This is a genomic window from Rhodopseudomonas sp. P1 (assembly GCF_039642825.1).
Taxonomy (GTDB): Bacteria; Pseudomonadota; Alphaproteobacteria; order Rhizobiales; family Xanthobacteraceae; genus Rhodopseudomonas; species Rhodopseudomonas palustris_H.
Genome location: NZ_CP088006.1, coordinates 5017427 through 5036678, shown reverse-complemented (window position 1 = coordinate 5036678; position 19252 = coordinate 5017427). Strand labels below are relative to the sequence as shown.

Sequence of the window (19252 nt, the reverse complement as noted above, 5' to 3'; positions counted from 1 at the left end):
CATTGTCATTCCGGGCATGCATATCGCGTGACCCGGAATGACGAGAGTTGGTAACTTTGCGACCTACGCCGTATTCCCGGCGTCAATGGTTTGCACCGAGCCGGTGATATTGCGGCCGCCGTCGCCGAGTAGGTACTCGACCATTCGGGCAACGTCATCGGCTTCGGCGAGGCGGCGCAGGGCGCTCCGGTTCGCTATCTTGTCGCGACCTTCGCCGGCAAGTCCCGCGGTCAGTTCGGTGTCGATGAAGCCGGGCGCGATTGCGTTGACGGTGATGCCGAGCCGGCCGACTTCGCGCGCCAGCGAGCGGGTGAAGCCGATCGTCGCCGCCTTGGTGGCACCATACACCGACAGGCCATTGTAGCCGGTGGAGCCGATGATCGACGACATGTTGATCACGCGGCCGGCGCCATCGGCCATCATGTGGCGGACTATGTATTTGGTCAGTACGATCGGCGAGGTCACGTTGATGCGCAGCAGCGTCTCGATCTGGCTGTTGTGCATGGTGGCGAGCACGCCCTCGGTGCCGATGCCGGCGTTGTTGACGAGCCCGTAGATCTTGCCGAATTCCTGGCGCAGCGACTTGGCGAAGCCGGCGAGGCCGTCGATGTCTCCGAGGTCGTAAGCCTTGAACGCGATCGAGCCAGGTCCTTTCGCAGCCTCGTCGATCGCAGCCTTCAGCTCGTCGCTCTCGCGCCGCGCCACAGCGATCACGCCGTAGCCAGCCGCGGCGAGGCGCCGTGCGATCGCAAGCCCAATCCCCCGGCTGCCGCCGGTCACCGCCACCTTATGCATGGCGGGCCAGCTTTCCGGAGGCGGTGACATCGAGTTGCTGCACAAAACGGATCGACGCCGGGACTTTGTGCGGCGGCAGAGCGGCGCGGCAATTGGCGAGGATCGCCTCGCGGATCGCGCCGGTGCGCCCGGCGTCCGCCACACTGGCGAGCACCGCCTCCGCGACGACCAGCGCGCCGGTGATTGGGCTGCGCCGCGCTCGCACCCGCGACATCCGCACCGAGGGATGCTGGTTGATCACGGCTTCGACTTCCTCGGGATGAACCTTGAGGCCTCCGACGTTGATCACGCCGTCGCGGCGGCCGACGAAGTAATAGCGATCGCCGCGCAGCTCGACGATGTCGCCGGTGTCGACGAAGCCGTCGGCGTCGGTCAGCGGCGGAGCGCTGCGGCCGACATAGGTGTGTGCGGTGCGGGTCGACTTGATCCGCAGCGAGCCATCAACCACCTTCATGGTGATGCCGGGCGTATTGCCGATTAGCGACGCCGGAAAGCCCTCATGGCCGTCATTGACCGCGAAGCCGACGCCGGCCTCAGTCGAGGCGTAGGCGTGGCCAATGGAGGCATCGGGGAAGGCGTTGCGGAGCCCGTCGAGCACGGCTTGGTCGGCGATCTCGCCGGACAATCGGACATAGCCGGGGCGAAAACCGCCGATCGCCGGATTCATCAGCGCCTTGCGCCAATGCGACGGCGTGCCGGAGATGTGGGTCACGCCGCGCGCGGCGAGCCGCGCCAGATGATCGCCGATTGCTTCACCGGGCGCGGACAGTACCATCGAGCCGCCGCCGAGCACGGCGCGGAGGAAAATCTGCAGGCCGCCGTAGCGGCGGATGTCGTAGAACGTCGCCCAGGTCGGCGCATCTTTCGCGACGTTGTCGCCGACGATCGCGCCGGTCAGCGCTGCCAGCGTGTGTGCGACGATCTTCGGCCGGCCGGTGGTGCCGGAGGTCAGCATCAACCACGACGTGGCATGCGTGGCTGCGATGGGGGCCGCGGGCTGCAGCGGCAAACCTGCGGTGACGATGGTGCCGACGCCGAGGCCTTGCCACCGCTCTGGCGCATCCGTGACGATGGCGTCGATCTCCGCATCCGCGATCAGATCGGCGGCGTAGGCCATGTCGACGTCCGGCGGGCACAGCAGCATTCGCCGCGCCACGCCGTCGAGTTCGATCATTGCTAGTCCGGTGACAAGCTGTGTCGAGAGCGACAGCAGCACCGAACGGCCGGCGAGCTCTGGCAGCTTGCCGGCAAGACAGGTTCCCCGCGCGATGTCGGCGAACGCGATCTCATGAGTCGCGTCCGAGAGCGTGCGGCTGGTCAGATCAGTGGTGAGATAGTGGCGGAGCGCGACGATCTCACGCGGGGACATTCTCATAGGCTCCAATGAAGTCGCCGAGCGTCTCCGGGAAGATGGCGTCGTCTGCCGTGCTGAACGGATCGATGCCGAGTTCGTCTTCGAGGCGCGCGACAAGCACGGCAAAGCCGAGCGAGTCGAAGCCGGATTCGTGTAGCACGAGGTCATCCGTCAGCGCAGGAACCTTGAAGCCTTGTTCGTCAGCGATCTGTTGCATCGCCGAGACGATCGTTAACCGTACAGACATCGACACTTCGCCTTTCTGATCGATCCGTGAGACAAGGAGCATATGGCGCAAAATCGAAACAAATCCATGCGCTTCACTTGCAATTCGGGCCGATTGGTAAATGGCTTTGGAAGCCCGCAAGGTACGTTGCCGTGAGATCGGCGACGCCGACATCGACGCTGTCTCCGATCTGCTGACGCGCGGCTTTCCGGGCCGCCGCCGCGACTATTGGTGGCGCGGACTGCATCGCCTCGGCGCGCGTGAATTGCCGGATGGCTGCGCACGATACGGTTATCTGCTGGAGAGTGGTGGCCGTCCCGTCGGCGCATTGCTGCTGCTGTACGCGGCGCGTCGTCCCGGAGCGGAACAGATTCTCCGCTGCAACGTCTCGAGCTGGTACGTCGAGCCCGATTTTCGCAATTATGCGACGCTGCTGACGTCGATGGCGCAGAAGAACAAGCAGGTCACCTACGTCAATATTTCGCCGGCGGTGAACACCTGGCCGATCGTTGAGGCGCTGGGGTTCAAACGCTACTGCAACGGCATGTTCTTCGCGTTGCCCTGGCTGTCGCGCGCCGAAAAGGGCGCGCGTGTCGAGGTGGTGACCGAAGCAACCGGCGTGGTCGCCGGGTTGAGTGAGACGGAGTGTGAGCTCCTCCGCAGCCATGCGTCTTATGGATGCCTGGCTCTCGCGGTGCATCTGCCTGATGGCCGCACGATGCCGTTCCTGTTTTTGCCGAAGCGGGTGAAGCACGGCCGCTTCCCATTCCCCGCGATGCAGCTGGTGTATTGCCGCGACGTCGCCGAATTCGTGCAATGCGCAGGCGTGCTTGGCCGAGCGCTGCTCTGGCGCGGCCGGCCGCTCGTGATTCTCGACGCGCTCGGTCCGATGGATGAACTGACTGGCTTCTATGTCGAGTCCCGTGGCCGCAAGTACTACAAGGGCCCGAACCCGCCGCGGCTTGCCGATCTCAGCGAGACCGAGCTGGTGCTGTTCGGTCCCTGATCGCGGACGGGTATCGGCCGCGCCGCTCAGCCGTGAGCGAACTCCCAATACAGCTTGCGGGCCTTGGCGTAGAACGGACCCGGCTGCAGCGAGCGGTGGTCGATCCGGATGATTGGTTGCACCTTGGCGAAATTGCCGCTGGCGAAGATCTCGTCGGCGGTTTCGAAATCCCGATAGGTCAGCGAACGCTCGATCACGGTCACGCCGTCGCCGCGCAGCAGCTCGATCACGCGCTGCCGGGTGATGCCGCTCAGGAAGGTGCCATTTGCGGCCGGCGTGTAGACAACCCCGTCCTTCGCCATGAAGATGTTGGAATTGCCGAGCTCGGCGATGTGGCCGAGCATGTCGCGCAGCAGGCAATTGTCGAAGCCGCGGCTCTTGGCTTCCATCATCGCGCGTGAGTTGTTTGGGTACAGGCAGCCGGCTTTGGCCTCAACCGGCGCAGATTCCGCGGTCGGCCGGCGGAACGGCGACAGTGTAATCGACAAGCCGGTCGGTTTCGGCATCGGGGCTTCGTAGATGCACAGGCACCAATTGGTGGTGTCGGGATCGAACAGCACGCCGCCCCCGACACCGTTCTGCGCCCAATACATCGGCCGGATGTAGAGCTCGGCATTTCCGGCGAACCGCTTCAAGCCGTCCTGGACCAGACCGAGCCATGTCTCCTGATCAACCAGGGCATTCAGTTGGAAGTTGGTCGCGGACCAGTTGATCCGTGCCAGATGCCGGTCGAGATCCGGCGTGACGCCCTCGAACGCGCGGGCGCCATCGAACACCATCGAGCCGAGCCAAGCAGCATGCGTGCGCGGCCCCATGATCGGCACGTTGCCATCGTGCCACTCGCCCTCGAAGAAGGTCCAGGTCTGCGAATAGTTGATTGGTGCGGCAGCAGGCATCGTCGGGTCCATCACAATCGGAATGCGCCGTGGGTAATGCGGCTGAAGATGTCAGCGTCGAGCGCGACGTAGCGGCCTGCGGCTATATCGGCGACATAGAGCGGATCGCTGACGAGGGACGGATCGAACCCGTCGGCGATCAGCGGCTGCTTTGCCTGCTTGAACGTGCCGGTGAGATCGAGGGCCGTCCGCAGCCGCAGGAAGAGCGGCCGTGCATAGGCCGGCAGCCGTTCGACGAGGTGCCGATGCAGCGTCGCGAGATCAAAGCCGTGGTCTGTCACAAGGGCCGCCATGCCGGCGCGGCCGTCATGGTTCGGAACGCTAACGCCATAGACGGTGGCGTCGATCACGCCGGGGCAGGCGGCGAGTATGTCGGCGACTTCGCTCGCCGCGACATTCTCGCCCTTCCAGCGGAAGGTGTCGCCGATCCGGTCGACGAAGCGGAAGAAGCCCTTGGCGTCCTGCAGCATCAGGTCGCCGGTGCGGAACCAGGCGTCACCCGGCGCAAACACGTCGCGCAGGATTTTGCGCTCGCTATCGCCATCGGTGGTGTAACCTTCAAAGCGGCCGCCGCCGCGCTCGGCCTCGCCGATCCGGCCGATCGCCTCACCAGGCTCGTCGCGGGCGCAGCGAATGCAATGGCCTTGGCCGTCTCGCATCGGCAGTCCGGTTTCGAAATCGAATTTCACCAGCGCGGCCGGAAAGCGATGCGCCAGGAATGATGGTATCCGCCCGATCGCGCCCGGCTCACCCTCGACATTGTAGAGCGAGAAGTTGCCCTCGGTGGAGGCGTAGAATTCCAGAATGCGGGAGATCGCGAACCGCGCCTGAAACGCGTCCCACACGTCGCCGCGCAGCCCGTTGCCGCAAGCGAGCCGCAAGCGATGGCGTGTCTCGTTGGGCGCATGCGGCGCCTGGACAAGATAGCGGCACAGCTCGCCGATATATTGAAACAGCGTGCAGTCGTAGCGGACGATATCGTCCCAGAATCGCCGCGCGGAGAATTTCTCGGCGATCACGACCGACCCGCCCGCCATCAGCAGGCTGCCGGTTGCGACCACGCCGCCGACGCTGTGATAGATCGGCAGACAATCGTAGATGCGATCATCGGGCGTCGCGCCGGTGAGTCCAGCGAACCAGCCGGCCCAGCTCATCACCCGGCGATGACTGACCCGCGCTGCCTTCGGCAGGCCCGTCGTGCCCGAAGTGTAGATCAGCAGTGCCACATCATCGATGGTGACAGCGGGACGTTCATTTGCTGTCAGCGGATCGTCCTTCACAGTCGCCAATGCGACGGACAGCCCTGACTCGTCAACCTCGTCGCCATGCAGCCATAGCCGAGGCGCCGATGCCAGATGCGGTGTTGCGCTGCCGTAGGCGTCGTTCAATTCCCTCGCCACGATGATATGGCTTGGCGCAGCAACATCGATGCAATGGGCGAGCGAGGAGCCGGTCAGCTGGGTGTTAAGCAACGCTACCACGCCGCCGACCTTGGTGATGCCGAGCCAGATCGCCAGATAGTCGGGACGATTCGGCATCAGGAGGGCGACGATGACGCCTTTGCCGATTCCCTGCGCCAGCGCCCAGCGCGCGTAGCGATCAATCTGGCGCGTTAGTTCCGCGTAGCTGAATCGCTCGTTCTCCGAGAGCAGCGCCGGCGCGTTTGGCGTGCTTGTTGCCCATTCGGCGATCGCATCGCACATCAGGCGCTGTGGCTCGCGTTCGATCCGCGCCGTGATTTCGATCGCGTTAAGCCAGCTCTTGGCGACCGACGGGCGTGCAGACGCCGTATCGGGGGGGTGGGTAGCTGCAGCTGCGTGCGCGGTCATCGACACCGGTTCTGAAAGTTCGTTCGAGTTTGAGTGCAATTGTAGGCGAGGGCGGTTGGCGATTTGTTGCGAACGGTTCGACGAAGCGCGCTTAAGGTAAACAAATCGGAATCGATTCAAATTGTCTTCAAATCAGCAAGCGAAATTAGGGATAGTTTGTCGTCGTTTTTGAAATGTGTTGTCCGCTAATGCGGCGCGTTCTAGCAAAGGCCAGACGCGGACCTCTGTGTGTGTGAAGTGCAGCCGCGGCGAAGGGAGGAGCTCATGCGCAACGAGACGCTCGCTATCCACGCCGGCTACGAGCCCGAACCCACCACTCACGCCGTTGCGGTGCCGATCTATCAAACCGCATCCTATGCGTTTGACAGCGCCGACCACGGCGCCGCCTTGTTCAATCTCGAGACCGAAGGCTATCGCTACTCGCGGATCGCCAATCCGACCACCAGCGTGCTGGAAAAGCGTGTGGCTGAGCTGGAAGGCGGCGTCGGCGCGCTGGCAGTGGCGAGCGGTCAAGCCGCGCTGCATTTCGCCTTCGTCAATCTCGCCGATCACGGCGGCAACATCGTTTCGGTGCCGCAGCTCTACGGCACCACGCATACGCTGCTGTCCCACATCCTGCCGCGGCAGGGCATCACCGGCCGTTTCGCGACCAGCGACAAGCCAGACGACATCGCCAGGCTGATCGATGAAGACACCCGTGCGGTGTTTTGCGAAACCATCGGCAATCCCGCCGGCAATGTCTGCGACATCGAAGCCATCGCCGAAGTCGCGCATCGCGCCGGCGTGCCGCTGATCGTGGACAACACCGTGGCGACGCCGATTCTGTTGAAGCCGATCGAATTCGGCGCGGACGTCGTGGTGCACTCGCTCACCAAGTTCCTCGGTGGCCACGGCACCACGCTCGGCGGTGCTATCGTCGACAGCGGAAGGTTCGACTGGGCCAAGAATCCTGCGCGGTTTCCGGCCTTCAGTCAGCCGGACCACTCCTATCACGGCATGATCTATGCGGAACGGTTCGGGCCGACTGCGTATGTCGAGCGTGCACGATCGATCTATCAGCGCACGATGGGCTCGGTGCTGTCGCCGTTCAACGCCTTCCTGCTGCTGCAGGGGATCGAGACCGTGGCGCTGCGGATGGAGCGTCATGTCGAGAACGCCCGCAAGGTTGCCGAATTCCTGCGCGACGATCCGCGCGTTGCCTGGGTCAACTATACCGGCTTCCCGGACAGCCCGTATTATCCGCTGGTGCAGAAGTATCTCGACGGCCGCGCATCGTCGCTGTTCACCTTCGGCATCAAGGGCGGAATGGAGGCCGGCAAGGCGTTCTACGATTCGCTCAAGCTGATCACCCGGCTGGTGAACATCGGCGATGCCAAATCGCTCGCCTGCCATCCGGCCTCGACCACCCATCGCCAGATGTCGGTCGAGCAGCAGCGCCAAGCAGGAGTGCTGCCGGAGACGATCCGGTTGTCGATCGGTATCGAACACATCGCCGACATCATCGAAGATCTCGATCAGGCGCTGGCGCAGGCCTGCGGTTCGCAGCCGCGTCTCGCAGCCGAATAGGCGGCCAGGGCGTATGACGCTCCTGTTCGACAATGCCGATCCGATTGCCAGCCCAGCGCTGGCCCCGGCTGGCGTCGGCGATGAACGACGCAGGCGAGGACGATTAGATCATCGCAAGCCGATCGAGATCGGTCTGGTCAACAACATGGGCGACGCGGCGTTGCGGGCAACCGAGCGTCAGTTCGCCCGACTGCTGCGCGATGGCGCCGGCACCCGGCGGGTTCGGCTGCATTGCTTCGCGCTGCGATCGGTGCCGCGGTCGCCAACCGCCCGCCACCGCATCGACAGTCTCTATTCCGATATCGCTGATCTCGGCCGCGTTCGGCTCGACGGTCTGATCGTCACCGGCGCCGAGCCGCGCACGGCGGCACTCCGCGACGAGCCGTATTGGGACGAGTTTCGTCGACTGGTGGATTGGGCCGAAGCCAACACCCGCTCGACGATCTGGTCCTGTCTCGCCGCCCATGCCGTCGTCCTGCACGTCGACGGCATCGAGCGCCGAAGACTGCCGCGCAAGTGCTCGGGGGTCTATGCCGTCGAGAAGCTGCAGCAGGATCCGATGCTGAATGACCTGCCGGCGACGATGCGGGTTTCGCATTCGCGGCTCAACGATCTCGACGCGGACGACCTGTCCGCCGCCGGCTATGAGGTGCTGACGCGGGCAGCAGGAGCGAACGTCGACGTGTTCAAGCGCGACGGCCGCAGCCGCATGGTGTTCTTTCAAGGTCATCCGGAGTACGACGCCGCGACGCTGCAGCGCGAATTCCTCCGCGACATCGGCCGCTATCTTGCCGGTGAACGCAACGATTGTCCGACGGCACCGGAAAACTACTTCTGCGCCGAGACGGCACTTCGGCTCGCCGCGTTTTGCGATCGTGCCCGCGCGGATTGCAAGCCGGAGATGATCGCTGAACTGCCGCCGTTGGCGCTCCGGCCTGGACTGGCGGCTTCGCTCGAAGCTTCTGCGGCGGCCCTATTCAGCAATTGGCTCTCGCTGCTCGCGGTCGAGCATTAAGCCGCAAACCAATTCATCCGAGCATACGATGAAGCGTGGCGTTGGTCGCGCGGACGCCCGGAAGGCGGATTATTCCGCCGGCTGCGTGAGCCGGCGTCGGCGCCATCCCGTCAGGAGCCGCAGTACCGAACCGTCGATGCCGGCCAGTTTGATCGACGCGCTGCGCATCAGCAGCGCCAGCGCGATGAACGAGATTGCGGTTGCCGCGACAGCGCCAGAGATCCCGAACAGCGGGATCAGGATGAAGAAGCCGACTGCGCGCATCAGCACGGTGCCGCCGATGATCGTCAGATAGCGGCCCTCGTGGCCCGTCAGCATCAGGATCGAACCGCAGGGTCCGGCGGCGGCGACCGCGGCGGTGCCTGCCGTCAGGATCGCCAGCGCGCTGTAATACGAGACGTATTCAGCGTTGAAGAGATACAGGATCCAGTGGCCGCCGCCGAGCACCACCATCAGGCCGCCGATGACGATCGCGAGCGTGACGAGCGCTACGGAATCGAGCAGGCCGTCGAGTTCGCGGTGCTGCCGGCTGTAATACAGATGCGGGAAGTGCCGGGTCGAGAAGATGTAGACCGCTCCAGTGGCCATCGCGAAGGCGTTGGCGATCCGGGTGGTGACGAAATATGCGCCGGCGACGGTTGGACTCATCAGGTAGCCGATGATCACGACGTCGGCGTATTGATTGGCCGCCTCCAGGCAACTCGACACCCACAGCTTGGCCGAGCGTGTGCTCCAGGTGCGCAGCTCGAAGGCCACGCGTGAGCGGCCGAAATGCGGAAACTGAGCGTGGACCCGTCGCCGCAACAACGTCATCTGCACCATCACGGTGAAGCACGAGGCTGCCGCCATGGTCAGAAAGATGGTGTGGATCTCGATCGGTGTGCCGGAGATGACGCACTCGGCGAGGTAGACCATCGGACAGGTGGCTACCAGCAGGTAGGTGAGGCCGTCGCTGACACCGACGCCGACGGCGCCGCGGGTGACGTGTGCTGAAATCAGCATCAGCGCGAAGCACACCAGGTACAGCGTCGTCGATGCGGCCAGCACCGTATCTTGCTCGAGCGAGACCCAGAAGAAGAACGGCAGGCCGATCAGAATGCTGCCGGCGAGGCTGGCCAGCGCCGTGAAGGTCATCGCGCCTTTCAGTTTCGGCTCGTCGCCCGCATTGGTGTATTCGCTCCACGACCGCATGATGAAAATCTGCTGGCCGAAGGTCGCGACGACGCTGAGCAGGCCCGCGGCGCTGAACAGCATCGAATAGGTGCCGAAGTCATGGCCGCTCAGCGTGCGTGCGGCGAGCGTCACCAGTCCGAGATTGACGATCGTGATCAGAACGCGCAGCCCGAACGCGCCAGTCATGGCGCGAATCGCAGGGTTGTTGCGCAGATCGATCAGTCTTTCGAACGCGGTACCGAATTTCAAAGTCATCGACCTCGCGACGGGTCTGCAGATTCTGAGGGAGCCGTCGACGACCGGAACGGTCCTCCGGGGACCGGGTTCACCACGTCGATAATCCCGCCGCCACCGTCCTGGCGCACCGTAGCAATCTATCCTATTTGAACGATCGGCGAGCGAATGCCGGGCGATAATTGTCGATAACGGTAAAGATGCTCGCAGACCCGACCGAAGCGGGGGCGCTTTGGCATTAACCATCGTCTCATCAGCGCGGATATCGGATCTATGAATAGTCGTGTCGTCAGCCTCAACTTCGGAACGCTGCTGCGGATTGCGGCCTGGCTGTGCCTTGCGGGGATCGCGTTTGCGACCCTCAGCCCGATAGGTCTCAGGCCAACCACCGGATTTTCGCCCTCGATTGAGCGCTTCGTGGCGTTCGCGGTGGTGGGAGCACTGTTTGGAGCGGCTTACCCGCGCTACATCCTGTTTGCTGCGATGATCGTGCTCGGCGCTGCGGTGCTATTTGAACTGCTGCAGGTGCTGGAGGCGTCACGGCATGGGCGGCTGTTCGACGCCAGTGTCAAACTCGCCGGCGGAACGATTGGTCTTGCCGCCGGATCAATTGCCGGCCGTCTGCTCCGTAGCGATTGAGGCGCAAGGCAGAGCGTCAGCGCGCCGGGACCGCGACGGGGTCGTTGGCGCGGGCCATTCGGCGTAGCGGCTGCAGCTTGGGCTGAATCACGCTGCCATCGATCAATTCGAGCCGCCCACAGCGGTTGAGCGTGTGCAGCTTGCGTCCGGGCCAGCGCGGCCCAGGTTCGATGACGTGATGCACGGTCTGCTCGAAAGTCTCTGGCGAGAGCGCATTAATCTCCGCAAGGGCCAGCGCCCCGCCATAGCCGTGCGTACAGTCCTGCACCGGTCGCCACAGCCGTCCATTGCGTCGGAAGAAATGCCCTGCGGGACGCGCGCTGGCGCGATCAACCAGGGCTGGACGCAGCGCGTGCGGTCGCCACGGCGCGAACAGATCGTCTGCGACGTAGATCGACAACGTGTCCGAATAGCCCCCATCGTTGTCATCGTCGCGAGTGGCGCCGAATAGATAATGCAGCCCGTCGTGCTGCAGGATGGTGGCGTCGGCAAGTTCAACGCCGGATAGCAGCGTCGCGTGGCGCTCCCAGCGCCCCGGAAACTCGACGCAGCGATAGATCGACACGGTCTTCTGCAGGCTGCTCTCCGGGATCATCCAGAGCTCGTCGTCCTGCACGATGAGGAACGGGTAGGACAAATGCCACGGCTCTTCGAGCACCGGCACCGCTTCGCCGATCGGACCGGTGTCGCCGAACTCGACCGCCGAAATCGTACCCTTGCCGACGCGATGGTCGAGATCTTCGAAAAACACGAAGGTGCGACCCTTCCAGGTCACTGCGAACGGATCGGCATAGAACCGGTTCGCCGGGCTCGGCAGCGCGTGCCAGTTTGGTCCCGACAGATCGCCGGAACTCCAGATCCCGGCATCGTCGGTGTAGCGCCAGCCGATCCGCCAATGCGGCGCATAGCAGCACAGCCGGTAGATTGCTTTGGCGATCGACATCGCGAGGTTGCGGGCGACAAAACCTGCGGCGGAGTGCGCGTGGCCGAGATGAGGGCCGTCGTGGCGGACGCCTTGTGCTCGCAGACCGCTTTCGAGGACGCCCCTCAGCAGCGTTCCGGTACGTGCCATGGTGGCGCCGAGCGCGCCGCCGAGGCCGCTGGCGTTCTCACCCGACGGCTTTCCTGACCACACCACCGCGCCGGTAACCTCGTCGCGGATATCGATCACCGGCAGGTCGCCTGCGAGGATGGCGGCGAGCGCGGCGTCTTCGCCGGCGTGGCCATCAAACAGCGGGCGCAGATACAGCCGGGCAGGGCAATCAGCTTCGCGGGGCGCCGTGGTGAAGTCGATCACCACTTCGGGTGAGCCATAGGAGGCGCGAGAGGTTTCGAGCAGCGCCGGCTCGCGATCGCCGCCGCAGCGCTGGCCACGCCGCAGCAGCATCCGTTCGAGGTCGAGCAGTGTGTCGAGCCCGGCCGGCCGTTCCCCGGACGTCGAGATCCAGCTCACCTGCAACGTTCGGCCACTACCCGCCAGCAGATCGAGCAGGTGGCGCATCCACGCTCGAGGTCGTTGCTGGTCGAAACGAAGCTCAACAATCATCAGACAATCCGTCAAGAATAACTATATCGCCTGTTCGAGAATGCGGACGTATTCATCGACCATGGCGTCGACAGAGTATCTATTCATCAGACCTTCGCCACTGCGCTGGAGTCGCACCCTGAGCGCAGGGTCGTCCAGCACGGCACTGATCGCGGCGCCGAGCGCGGTCGGATCTGCAGCATCGACCAGCACCGCCGCCGGTTCGCTCTGATACGACAGTACCTCGCGTAGAACCGGCAGATCGTTGGCAACCACGGGCACTCCGGCATGAGCCGCCTCGACGGCGGCGAGCCCAAAGGTCTCGGCCAGCGACGGGAATACGAACACGTCGAGACAGGCGAGGAAATCGGCGACCTGTTCGGGTGTGATTTCACCGACGAAGAACACCCGATCGGCGACGCCGAGCTGTTCGGCGAGCGCGCGCAACCGCGCTTCGTCCGGCCCGTGCCCCGCCAGCGCCAACCGCCAAGCCGGATGTGCCGGCAAAACCCGGATGCTGGCGTCGAGCTGCTTCAGCGGATGCAGCCGCGCCGCGGTGCCGAGAACGACGCCGTCGACCGGCAAGGCGAAGCGGCGTCGCGCGTCGGCTTTCGCCAACGTTGAGTGCTTGCGATCGAAGCCGTGCGGAACATGGGTGAGGCGCCTGCGGTACGAATCCGGATAGCGCGAATAGTCGCGCAGCATGTCTTCAGAATTCACCGTAATGGTGTGGAAGATGCCGAGCCGCCCCATCATCAGGTCGAGCTTCTGCAGCCAGCCCGGCATCGTCAGCCGTGCCGATACTTGATTGGCAATCACCGGCGCCGGGCTCACCAGCCGGGCGATCGCACCGCCGATAGCATTGCCATAGTGCTGAAACGTCAGGATGGCGTCGGGGCGGGCGGCGCGGATCTGCTGGCCGAGCGACACCAGGAAGCGCAGGAATGACAGCGGGTTGCTGGGACGCCGCGGGGCGCAATAGGCAGTGTTGGCCGGCTCGTCGAACCCGCGCGATTGCCGGAAGAAGAACAGGTTCGCAACGTCGTAGCCGCGCGCCGCGAGGCCGGCGCCGACAAGACGAGAGATTTCCTGCGCACCGGCGTTCTCGGCCTGGGTCTGGATCAGAAGAACGCGACGACGGATTGATTTCGCCGACGCTCCGGCGGAAGCCTTCGGTACACGCGAGCTTGCAGTGCGTCCGCCGGTGACGAACGCATGCTCGGCTCGAGTGATCTGTTCGTTCACGTGCCTCGTCTCCCCGTGCGCTTTCCGTCTTGTTCAGCTTGCTGCAGGTGTGACGGTTAACGAAAAGTGCACGTCCTGACCGCGTAATTGTACACTCTCGCGGCCGCGCCTGGTCGATTTCATTGTGGCGCGGTTAATTGATGCGGAAAGCACCAAGCGAGTTAGTCGCACTCACGCTTCGTCCGTACGGTTCCTTAATCATTTGGTAACGTTCCGTTCGGCTGGCCTGGAGTAACCACGGATTAACCGTAGATATTTACTTTGTCCCGGTGGTGACGCAGGCGGTTCGTGTGGAGTGTGCGTATGTCGGGTAGCCAACCAGGCCGGGACAAGGCGGTCCCCGCCCCGCGTCCGACTGCGGACATCTGGGAGAGTCCTGATCAGCTTCCGACCGATCGAGGCGACCTGATCAAAGCCAAGCTGACGCCCGCCGTTATCAGCAAGTTCCTGCGTGACAATCTCAAGCGGATCATGCTGCTTGCCGGTACGCTGTTCGTGCTTGGCATGATCGTGCTGTGGCTGCTGCCGGTCCGCTATGCGGCCACCGCACTGGTGATGGTTGATCCACGTGAGCAGCGCGTCACGACCGATCAGGAGGTGCTGCCCGGGATTGGTCAGGACGCCGCTGCGCTGCAGAGCCTGATCGAAATTGCGAAGTCGGATGGTTTCCTGCGGCCCTTGGTCGAGAAGCTGAAAGTTGCCGAAGATCATGAGATCGCCGGCAGCGAGACCGATCCGGCCCGCGTGCTTGAGCGGTTCCGCAAGCATCTGGAAATCGCGCGGCGCGGCCTGACGTACGTGATCGAAATGACCTTCGTGGCGAAGGATCCGCAGCGCGCGGCGTATTACGCCAACGCGGTCGCCGAAGCATTCGTCGCCAGTCAGACCCAGGTGCGCGCTGTCGCCGCCGACGAGGCCGCCGGCTGGCTCAACAGTCGCCTGAAGACGCTGAACGAAAAGCTGCGAGCGTCGGAAGACGCTGTCGCGGCGTTCAAGACGCAGTACCGCATTGTCGATGCCGGCCGCGAAAGCACGACGCGTCAACTCCGCGTCACCGAGCTGACCCAGCAGGTGTCCGCAGCGCGACTGCGCACCGAGGAAGCCAAAAACCGCTACGAGCAGGCGCAGCGCGACCTGAAATCCGAGGTCGATGGCTCGACCGGATCGAAGTCCGACCTCGTCAGCGTGCTGCGCACCCAGCGCACCCAGCTCAACGATCAGATCGCTCAGAAGCGCGCTGTGCTCGGGGATCGCCATCCGGAGCTGGTGATCGCCTATAATCAGCTTGCCGAGCTTAATCGCCAGATCGAGGCCGAGCGCAAACGCAACATCGCCAGCGCCAAGTCCGACTATGAGGCGATGCGCGACCAGCAGAAGGCGCTGGAACAGCAATTGAAGACGCTCGAGACCGAGATGCTCGGCGACGACCAGGCTTCTGTGAAACTCAAAGAGTTGCAGCGCGAGGCCAACGCCAATCGGGCGATCTACGAGCAATTCCTGGAGCGCTACAACGCCACCAATCAGCAGCGCCTGCTGCAGGCGAGCCAGACCAAGGTGGCTTCGTTTGCGACGCCGCCGACCCGGCCGACCCGCCCGCCGCTGCTGGTGCTGATCGCCGCCATCGCGGTGGCGTCGATCCTGGTGTCGATTGCCATCACTGCAATTTGGGCGTCGATGTCGAACCAGCAGGAGCGGGCCGACAATTCTGGTCCACCGGAAGGCGCGACCGCGCCTGTGCCGGCCGAGGCCGCAGCGCCGCCGGTGGAAGACAAGAAGCCCGCTGCCGACTATGCCAGCCTGCCGATTGTTGCGCGGATTCCCGATCTATCGGGCGTGCGCACCCTCGGCGGCAAGCTCGCGATGCTGGGCGGCGAGCGGCGGCTCGATCCCTACGTCGCCGGGCTGCTCGATGCGATCGGTGTTAAGCCCTCGCAGCACGGCAAGGTGGTGCTGGTGACGTCGGTCGATCCCGGCGCCGGCAAGAGTTCGGTGGCGCGTGCGCTGAACGCGATCGCGGTGGATCGCGGGATGCTGAGTGTCGTCATCGAAGTCGCGGGGCAGTCGCGCGCCGCACCGTCGAACCGCGCGGAGCCGGATGGCGGCGCTCTCGTCCGCGTGCTGAAGACGACCATCCCGTCCGTCGTCCGTCTGATCGCCGCGGCACCCGACGTAACGGTGCAGAACGATGTTCGCAGCGAATTCGACCTGATTTTGATCGACGCCCCGGCGCTCGCCTCGCAGCCGGAGGTGGCCGAGATCGCTGCTCATACCGATCTCAATCTGCTCGTGATCGACAGCGCCGTGACCGAGGCTGGCGCCGCGCTGGAAGCGCAGGCGTTGCTGTCGCGGAGTGGTCACGCACCGGCCGGCGTGGTCGTCAACAAGGCCAGCGCGCAACCGGCTCCCGCCGCTGCGACCATCGCCGCGCGGCTGGCGAGCTGACCGGCGTACGGCGCATGCTCAGCCGAGGCGCGATCGCTTGCACCGCCGTCGCGCTCTTCGCACTGTGCTGGAGCGCGCAGGCCGATGCGCAGGGCCGCTGCACCGGCCCGACATCCGGCGTTCCGCCTCAGACCATCGCCGCGCTGGCTCGCGGCGTGAACGTCTCGAATTGGACAGAGAACGAGCGGCTCCAGGCTCCGAGCCTGGAGCTACTCCGCGCCGTGCGTAGCGCGGGCTTCACCCATGTAAGGCTTCCGGTCGCCGGCGATCTGGTGATGCGGGCCTTCAGTCCGCCGGCCACGATCGAACGACAGATCGCCGGCGTCGATACGGCGCTCACCGAACTGATCGGCCTGGGCTTTCATGTGTCGGTCGACCTGCATCCCGGGGATGGCTTCGGCCGCCTCCACCGCGATGATCCGAAGTCCTCGATGGCGGCGCTGACCGACGCGTGGAGCAGCCTTGCGAAGGTGATCCGCAAGCACCCGGTGGAACGGGTGTTCGCTGAACTGCTGAATGAACCGGATATCGCGCCCGATCGCTGGCAGAGTGAAGTCGAACAACTCGCTGTCTTTGTGCGGGGGCAGTTGCCGCAGACCACACTGATCGTTGGGCCGACCTATTGGCAACGTGCCGATTCGCTGCCGCAGTTCAGGCCGCTGGCCGACCGCAACGTCGTCTATGCGCTGCATTTCTACGATCCGATGGTGTTCACCCATCAGGGTCATTGGGATCCGAAGGATCCGTTGAGCCGGGTTCGTGACCTGCCGTTTCCGCTTGTCGCCGACGATCCGGGTGTGGCGCGACTGCGCAGCGAGCTGACCGCGCGCGGCGACATGGAAGCGTTGCAGGAGCTGGACAAGGCGATCGCTCGGGCTGGCTCGCCGAGTTATGTGGCCCGGCAGCTGATTCCGGCCGTCGCTTGGCAGGAGCGCTACGCGCGGCCGTTGATCATCAACGAGTTCGGCGTGTTCAAACCGGCGGCGCCGCGCGACAGCCGGTTGCGCTGGTTGGAGTCCGTGGTCGATTCGGCAGAAGCGAATTGCTGGGGCTGGACTTACTGGGAGCTGGATCAGGGATTTGGTCTGGCCGATCCGCGTACCGGCAGGTTGGACGCCGGTGTAATCGACGCGCTGATGCATCCGCGTTAAGCGGAGAAGGTCAGCGCGACCGCGTCAGCAGCAGATACATCGCGTAAGGATTGGTCTTCAGATAGCGCACCCCGAGGCGTCGCGGCTCCAGCGCCATGCGCCACAGCCATTCGAGGCCGATCTTCTGCATCCATTGCGGCGCGCGCGGCTTCGAGCCCGACAGGAAGTCGAACAGGCCGCCCGAGGTCTTGATCACGCCGATCGTAGTCAGGCGATGGCGATTGCGCACCACGAACGCCTGTTCGCGCGGCACGCCCATCGACACCCACAGGATGTCCGGCGCCAGCGCGCCGATCTCGCGGCACACTGCAATTTCCTCGGCCTCGTCGGCGAAATAGCCGTGGCGATGGCCGACGAGGCGCAGGCCGGGATAGCTGCGCTGCACGCGTTCGACCGCGCGGCGGTTGGAGTCTTCGTTGGCGCCGAGCATGTACATGGTCGCGCCGCGCTTGCTGGCTTCGCGCGCGACCTCGTGGAACAGATCGGTAGTCGCGACACGTTCAGGCAGCGATTGGCCGCAGCGGAATCGCGACACGAACACCAGCGGCATGCCGTCCGCATGAATGGCGTCGGCCTCCGTCACCAGCTTGCGCTCGGTTTCGTCGACCGCGCAGCGATACGTCACTTCGCCGTTCGCAGACGTCATGTAGGCCGGATAGCGCCACAGCCCGCGACGCTGCAGCGCTTCATCGACCATCGCGCGCGCAGTCTCAGTCTGGTCGCTGACGACGATCGGCAGTCCGCCGAGCACAACACGCGGCCACTGCCCGAACCGTTCGCGGCGGCGATCGCCGGAAACGCGGCGCTCGCCGTGCGGCAGATTCTGCTCGAATGGAATCCAAAACGCAGCTCTCCTGCGATCCGACTTGCGCCGTTCGGCGCCTGCCGTCGCATTCGGCTGTTCGCCGCTGTCTTGCGTGTTGGACATTCCACTTCCTCTCGACCGTCAAGGTCGATCGACTTTGCGGCGGAACAATCGATCATTCGACTAATGGAAGCAACCTTTTGCCAACCGCCTCCATCCAACAAGGTAAAGTGGTTAAGGCCGCATCGCCGCGATTGTAGAAAGGTGGCAGTAGCTGTCCTGCAAGCGTCTGGGGCTGTACCGATCTGGAGCGTCGTCCCGCGGTGAGACAGCGGGCTGGTCGTGCTGTCTCAGCCGAGACGGCGCTCCCAGGCGAGCGCATCGCGGACGATCTGCTCGAGATCGTCGTAGCGCGGCGTCCAGTTCAGCGCGGTCCGGGCGCGTTGATTGGCCGCGATCAGCGCGGCGGGATCGCCGGCGCGCCGCCCCTTGATCCGCACTTCAAAGTCGACGCCTGACACACGCTTCACCACATCGATCACATCGAGCACGGAGTAGCCGTTGGTATAGCCGATGTTGCAGGTGATGCTCGGCTTGCCGGCACGCAGATAATCCAGCGCATCGAGATGCGCCTGGGCCAGATCCGACACATGCACGTAGTCGCGGATGCACGAGCCGTCGGGGGTCGAATAGTCGGTGCCGTAAACGTCGAGGCCTGGACGCTTGCCGAGCGCGGCCTGCACCGCGATCTTGATCAGATGGGTCGCGTTCGGCGTGGATTGTCCGGCGCGGCCTTGGGGGTCGGCGCCGGCGACATTGAAATAGCGCAGCGCCGCGTAGCTGAACGGATAGGCCTGCGCGACGTCGGCCAGCATCCATTCGACCATCAGCTTGGAGCGGCCGTAAGGATTGATCGGACGGGTCGGGTCGTCTTCGTCGACCGGTGTGCGGTCCGGCTCGCCATAGACCGCAGCGGTCGACGAGAACACCACATGCGGCACGCCGCGCTTGACCGCACAGTCGAGCAGCGTGCGCGCGTTTGCCGTGTTGTTGCCGTAATAGGCGAGCGGCTTGGTGACCGATTCCGGCACCACTATGCTGGCGGCGAAATGAATGATCGCCTCGATCGGGTGTTCGTCCATGATCCGGCCGACGAAGTCGGCGTCGCCGACATTGCCCTCGAAGAACGGCACCTCGGGTGGCACGATCGCACGCGAGCCAGTGGAGAGGTTGTCGATCACCAGCGGCCGCTCGCCGGCGCCGAGCAGGGCCAGCGTCATGTGGCTGCCGATGTAGCCGGCGCCGCCGGTCACGAGGATGTGGCGTTTGGTCATGCGCTGCGTTCGATGCT

Annotated in this window: 16 protein-coding genes; 6 read left to right on the top strand and 10 right to left on the bottom strand. The window is 64.4% G+C overall.

Annotated features, from left to right (window positions below; all coding sequences use genetic code 11):
* Positions 1-63: 63 nt before the first annotated feature.
* Genes LRC39_RS23290 through LRC39_RS23280 form a run of 3 tightly spaced genes read right to left on the bottom strand, consistent with a single transcriptional unit; the run spans position 64 to position 2396 of the window.
* A complete protein-coding gene (locus LRC39_RS23290; protein ID WP_346295797.1) occupies positions 64-795 on the bottom strand; it encodes an SDR family NAD(P)-dependent oxidoreductase in 732 nt (243 codons plus the stop codon).
* On the bottom strand, positions 788-2164 hold the full coding sequence (locus LRC39_RS23285; protein ID WP_346295796.1) for a class I adenylate-forming enzyme family protein: 1377 nt from the start codon (positions 2162-2164) through the stop codon (positions 788-790). The genes LRC39_RS23290 and LRC39_RS23285 overlap by 8 nt, the downstream gene beginning before the upstream one ends.
* Entirely contained in the window at positions 2151-2396 is a 246-nt protein-coding gene (locus LRC39_RS23280; RefSeq protein ID WP_012497748.1) for an acyl carrier protein, read from the bottom strand. The genes LRC39_RS23285 and LRC39_RS23280 overlap by 14 nt, the downstream gene beginning before the upstream one ends.
* A 100-nt stretch (positions 2397-2496) precedes the next feature.
* On the opposite strand from LRC39_RS23280, the gene LRC39_RS23275 reads away from it, so the two are divergent.
* Positions 2497-3381, top strand: coding sequence for an acyl-CoA acyltransferase (locus LRC39_RS23275; protein WP_346295795.1), 885 nt, complete (start codon positions 2497-2499; stop codon positions 3379-3381).
* A 26-nt stretch (positions 3382-3407) separates the two neighbouring features.
* Here the strand turns inward: LRC39_RS23275 and LRC39_RS23270 are convergent, their stop codons facing one another.
* The gene (locus tag LRC39_RS23270; protein WP_346295794.1) at positions 3408-4277 is read right to left on the bottom strand and encodes a branched-chain amino acid aminotransferase; all 870 of its coding nucleotides are present in this window, start codon (positions 4275-4277) and stop codon (positions 3408-3410) included.
* Positions 4278-4288: 11 nt separating this feature from the next.
* A complete protein-coding gene (locus LRC39_RS23265) occupies positions 4289-6106 on the bottom strand; it encodes a long-chain-acyl-CoA synthetase (protein ID WP_346295793.1) in 1818 nt (605 codons plus the stop codon).
* 264 nt (positions 6107-6370) lie between these two features.
* Between LRC39_RS23265 and LRC39_RS23260 the strand changes: the two genes are divergently transcribed.
* Positions 6371-7672 carry an O-acetylhomoserine aminocarboxypropyltransferase/cysteine synthase family protein gene (locus LRC39_RS23260; RefSeq protein WP_346295792.1) on the top strand — a complete coding sequence of 434 codons (1302 nt, stop codon included), beginning with the start codon at positions 6371-6373 and terminating at the stop codon, positions 7670-7672.
* Between the two features lie 13 nt (positions 7673-7685).
* A complete protein-coding gene (gene metA / locus LRC39_RS23255) occupies positions 7686-8687 on the top strand; it encodes a homoserine O-succinyltransferase MetA (protein ID WP_346295791.1) in 1002 nt (333 codons plus the stop codon).
* Between the two features lie 69 nt (positions 8688-8756).
* Here the strand turns inward: metA and LRC39_RS23250 are convergent, their stop codons facing one another.
* Positions 8757-10115 carry a lipopolysaccharide biosynthesis protein gene (locus tag LRC39_RS23250; RefSeq protein WP_346295790.1) on the bottom strand — a complete coding sequence of 453 codons (1359 nt, stop codon included), beginning with the start codon at positions 10113-10115 and terminating at the stop codon, positions 8757-8759.
* Between the two features lie 252 nt (positions 10116-10367).
* Between LRC39_RS23250 and LRC39_RS23245 the strand changes: the two genes are divergently transcribed.
* Entirely contained in the window at positions 10368-10733 is a 366-nt protein-coding gene (locus LRC39_RS23245) for a hypothetical protein (RefSeq protein WP_164639186.1), read from the top strand.
* A gap of 16 nt (positions 10734-10749) precedes the next feature.
* Here LRC39_RS23245 and LRC39_RS23240 read toward each other — a convergent pair whose 3' ends face one another.
* Positions 10750-12279 carry a glucosamine inositolphosphorylceramide transferase family protein gene (locus LRC39_RS23240; protein WP_346295789.1) on the bottom strand — a complete coding sequence of 510 codons (1530 nt, stop codon included), beginning with the start codon at positions 12277-12279 and terminating at the stop codon, positions 10750-10752.
* Between the two features lie 21 nt (positions 12280-12300).
* On the bottom strand, positions 12301-13401 hold the full coding sequence (locus tag LRC39_RS23235; protein ID WP_346297547.1) for a glycosyltransferase family 4 protein: 1101 nt from the start codon (positions 13399-13401) through the stop codon (positions 12301-12303).
* A 405-nt stretch (positions 13402-13806) separates the two neighbouring features.
* On the opposite strand from LRC39_RS23235, the gene LRC39_RS23230 reads away from it, so the two are divergent.
* Together LRC39_RS23230 and LRC39_RS23225 are read left to right on the top strand one after the other, a co-directional pair.
* Positions 13807-15945 carry a GumC family protein gene (locus LRC39_RS23230; RefSeq protein ID WP_346295788.1) on the top strand — a complete coding sequence of 713 codons (2139 nt, stop codon included), beginning with the start codon at positions 13807-13809 and terminating at the stop codon, positions 15943-15945.
* 14 nt (positions 15946-15959) lie between these two features.
* A complete protein-coding gene (locus LRC39_RS23225; RefSeq protein WP_346295787.1) occupies positions 15960-17096 on the top strand; it encodes a glycoside hydrolase family 5 protein in 1137 nt (378 codons plus the stop codon).
* 10 nt (positions 17097-17106) lie between these two features.
* Here the strand turns inward: LRC39_RS23225 and LRC39_RS23220 are convergent, their stop codons facing one another.
* Complete coding sequence (locus LRC39_RS23220) at positions 17107-18024, bottom strand: WecB/TagA/CpsF family glycosyltransferase (RefSeq protein WP_346295786.1); 918 nt, start codon at positions 18022-18024, stop codon at positions 17107-17109.
* A 227-nt stretch (positions 18025-18251) separates the two neighbouring features.
* Positions 18252-19235, bottom strand: a complete 984-nt coding sequence (gene galE / locus LRC39_RS23215) for a UDP-glucose 4-epimerase GalE (protein ID WP_346295785.1) — start codon at positions 19233-19235, stop codon at positions 18252-18254.
* Between the last annotated feature and the right edge of the window lie 17 nt (positions 19236-19252).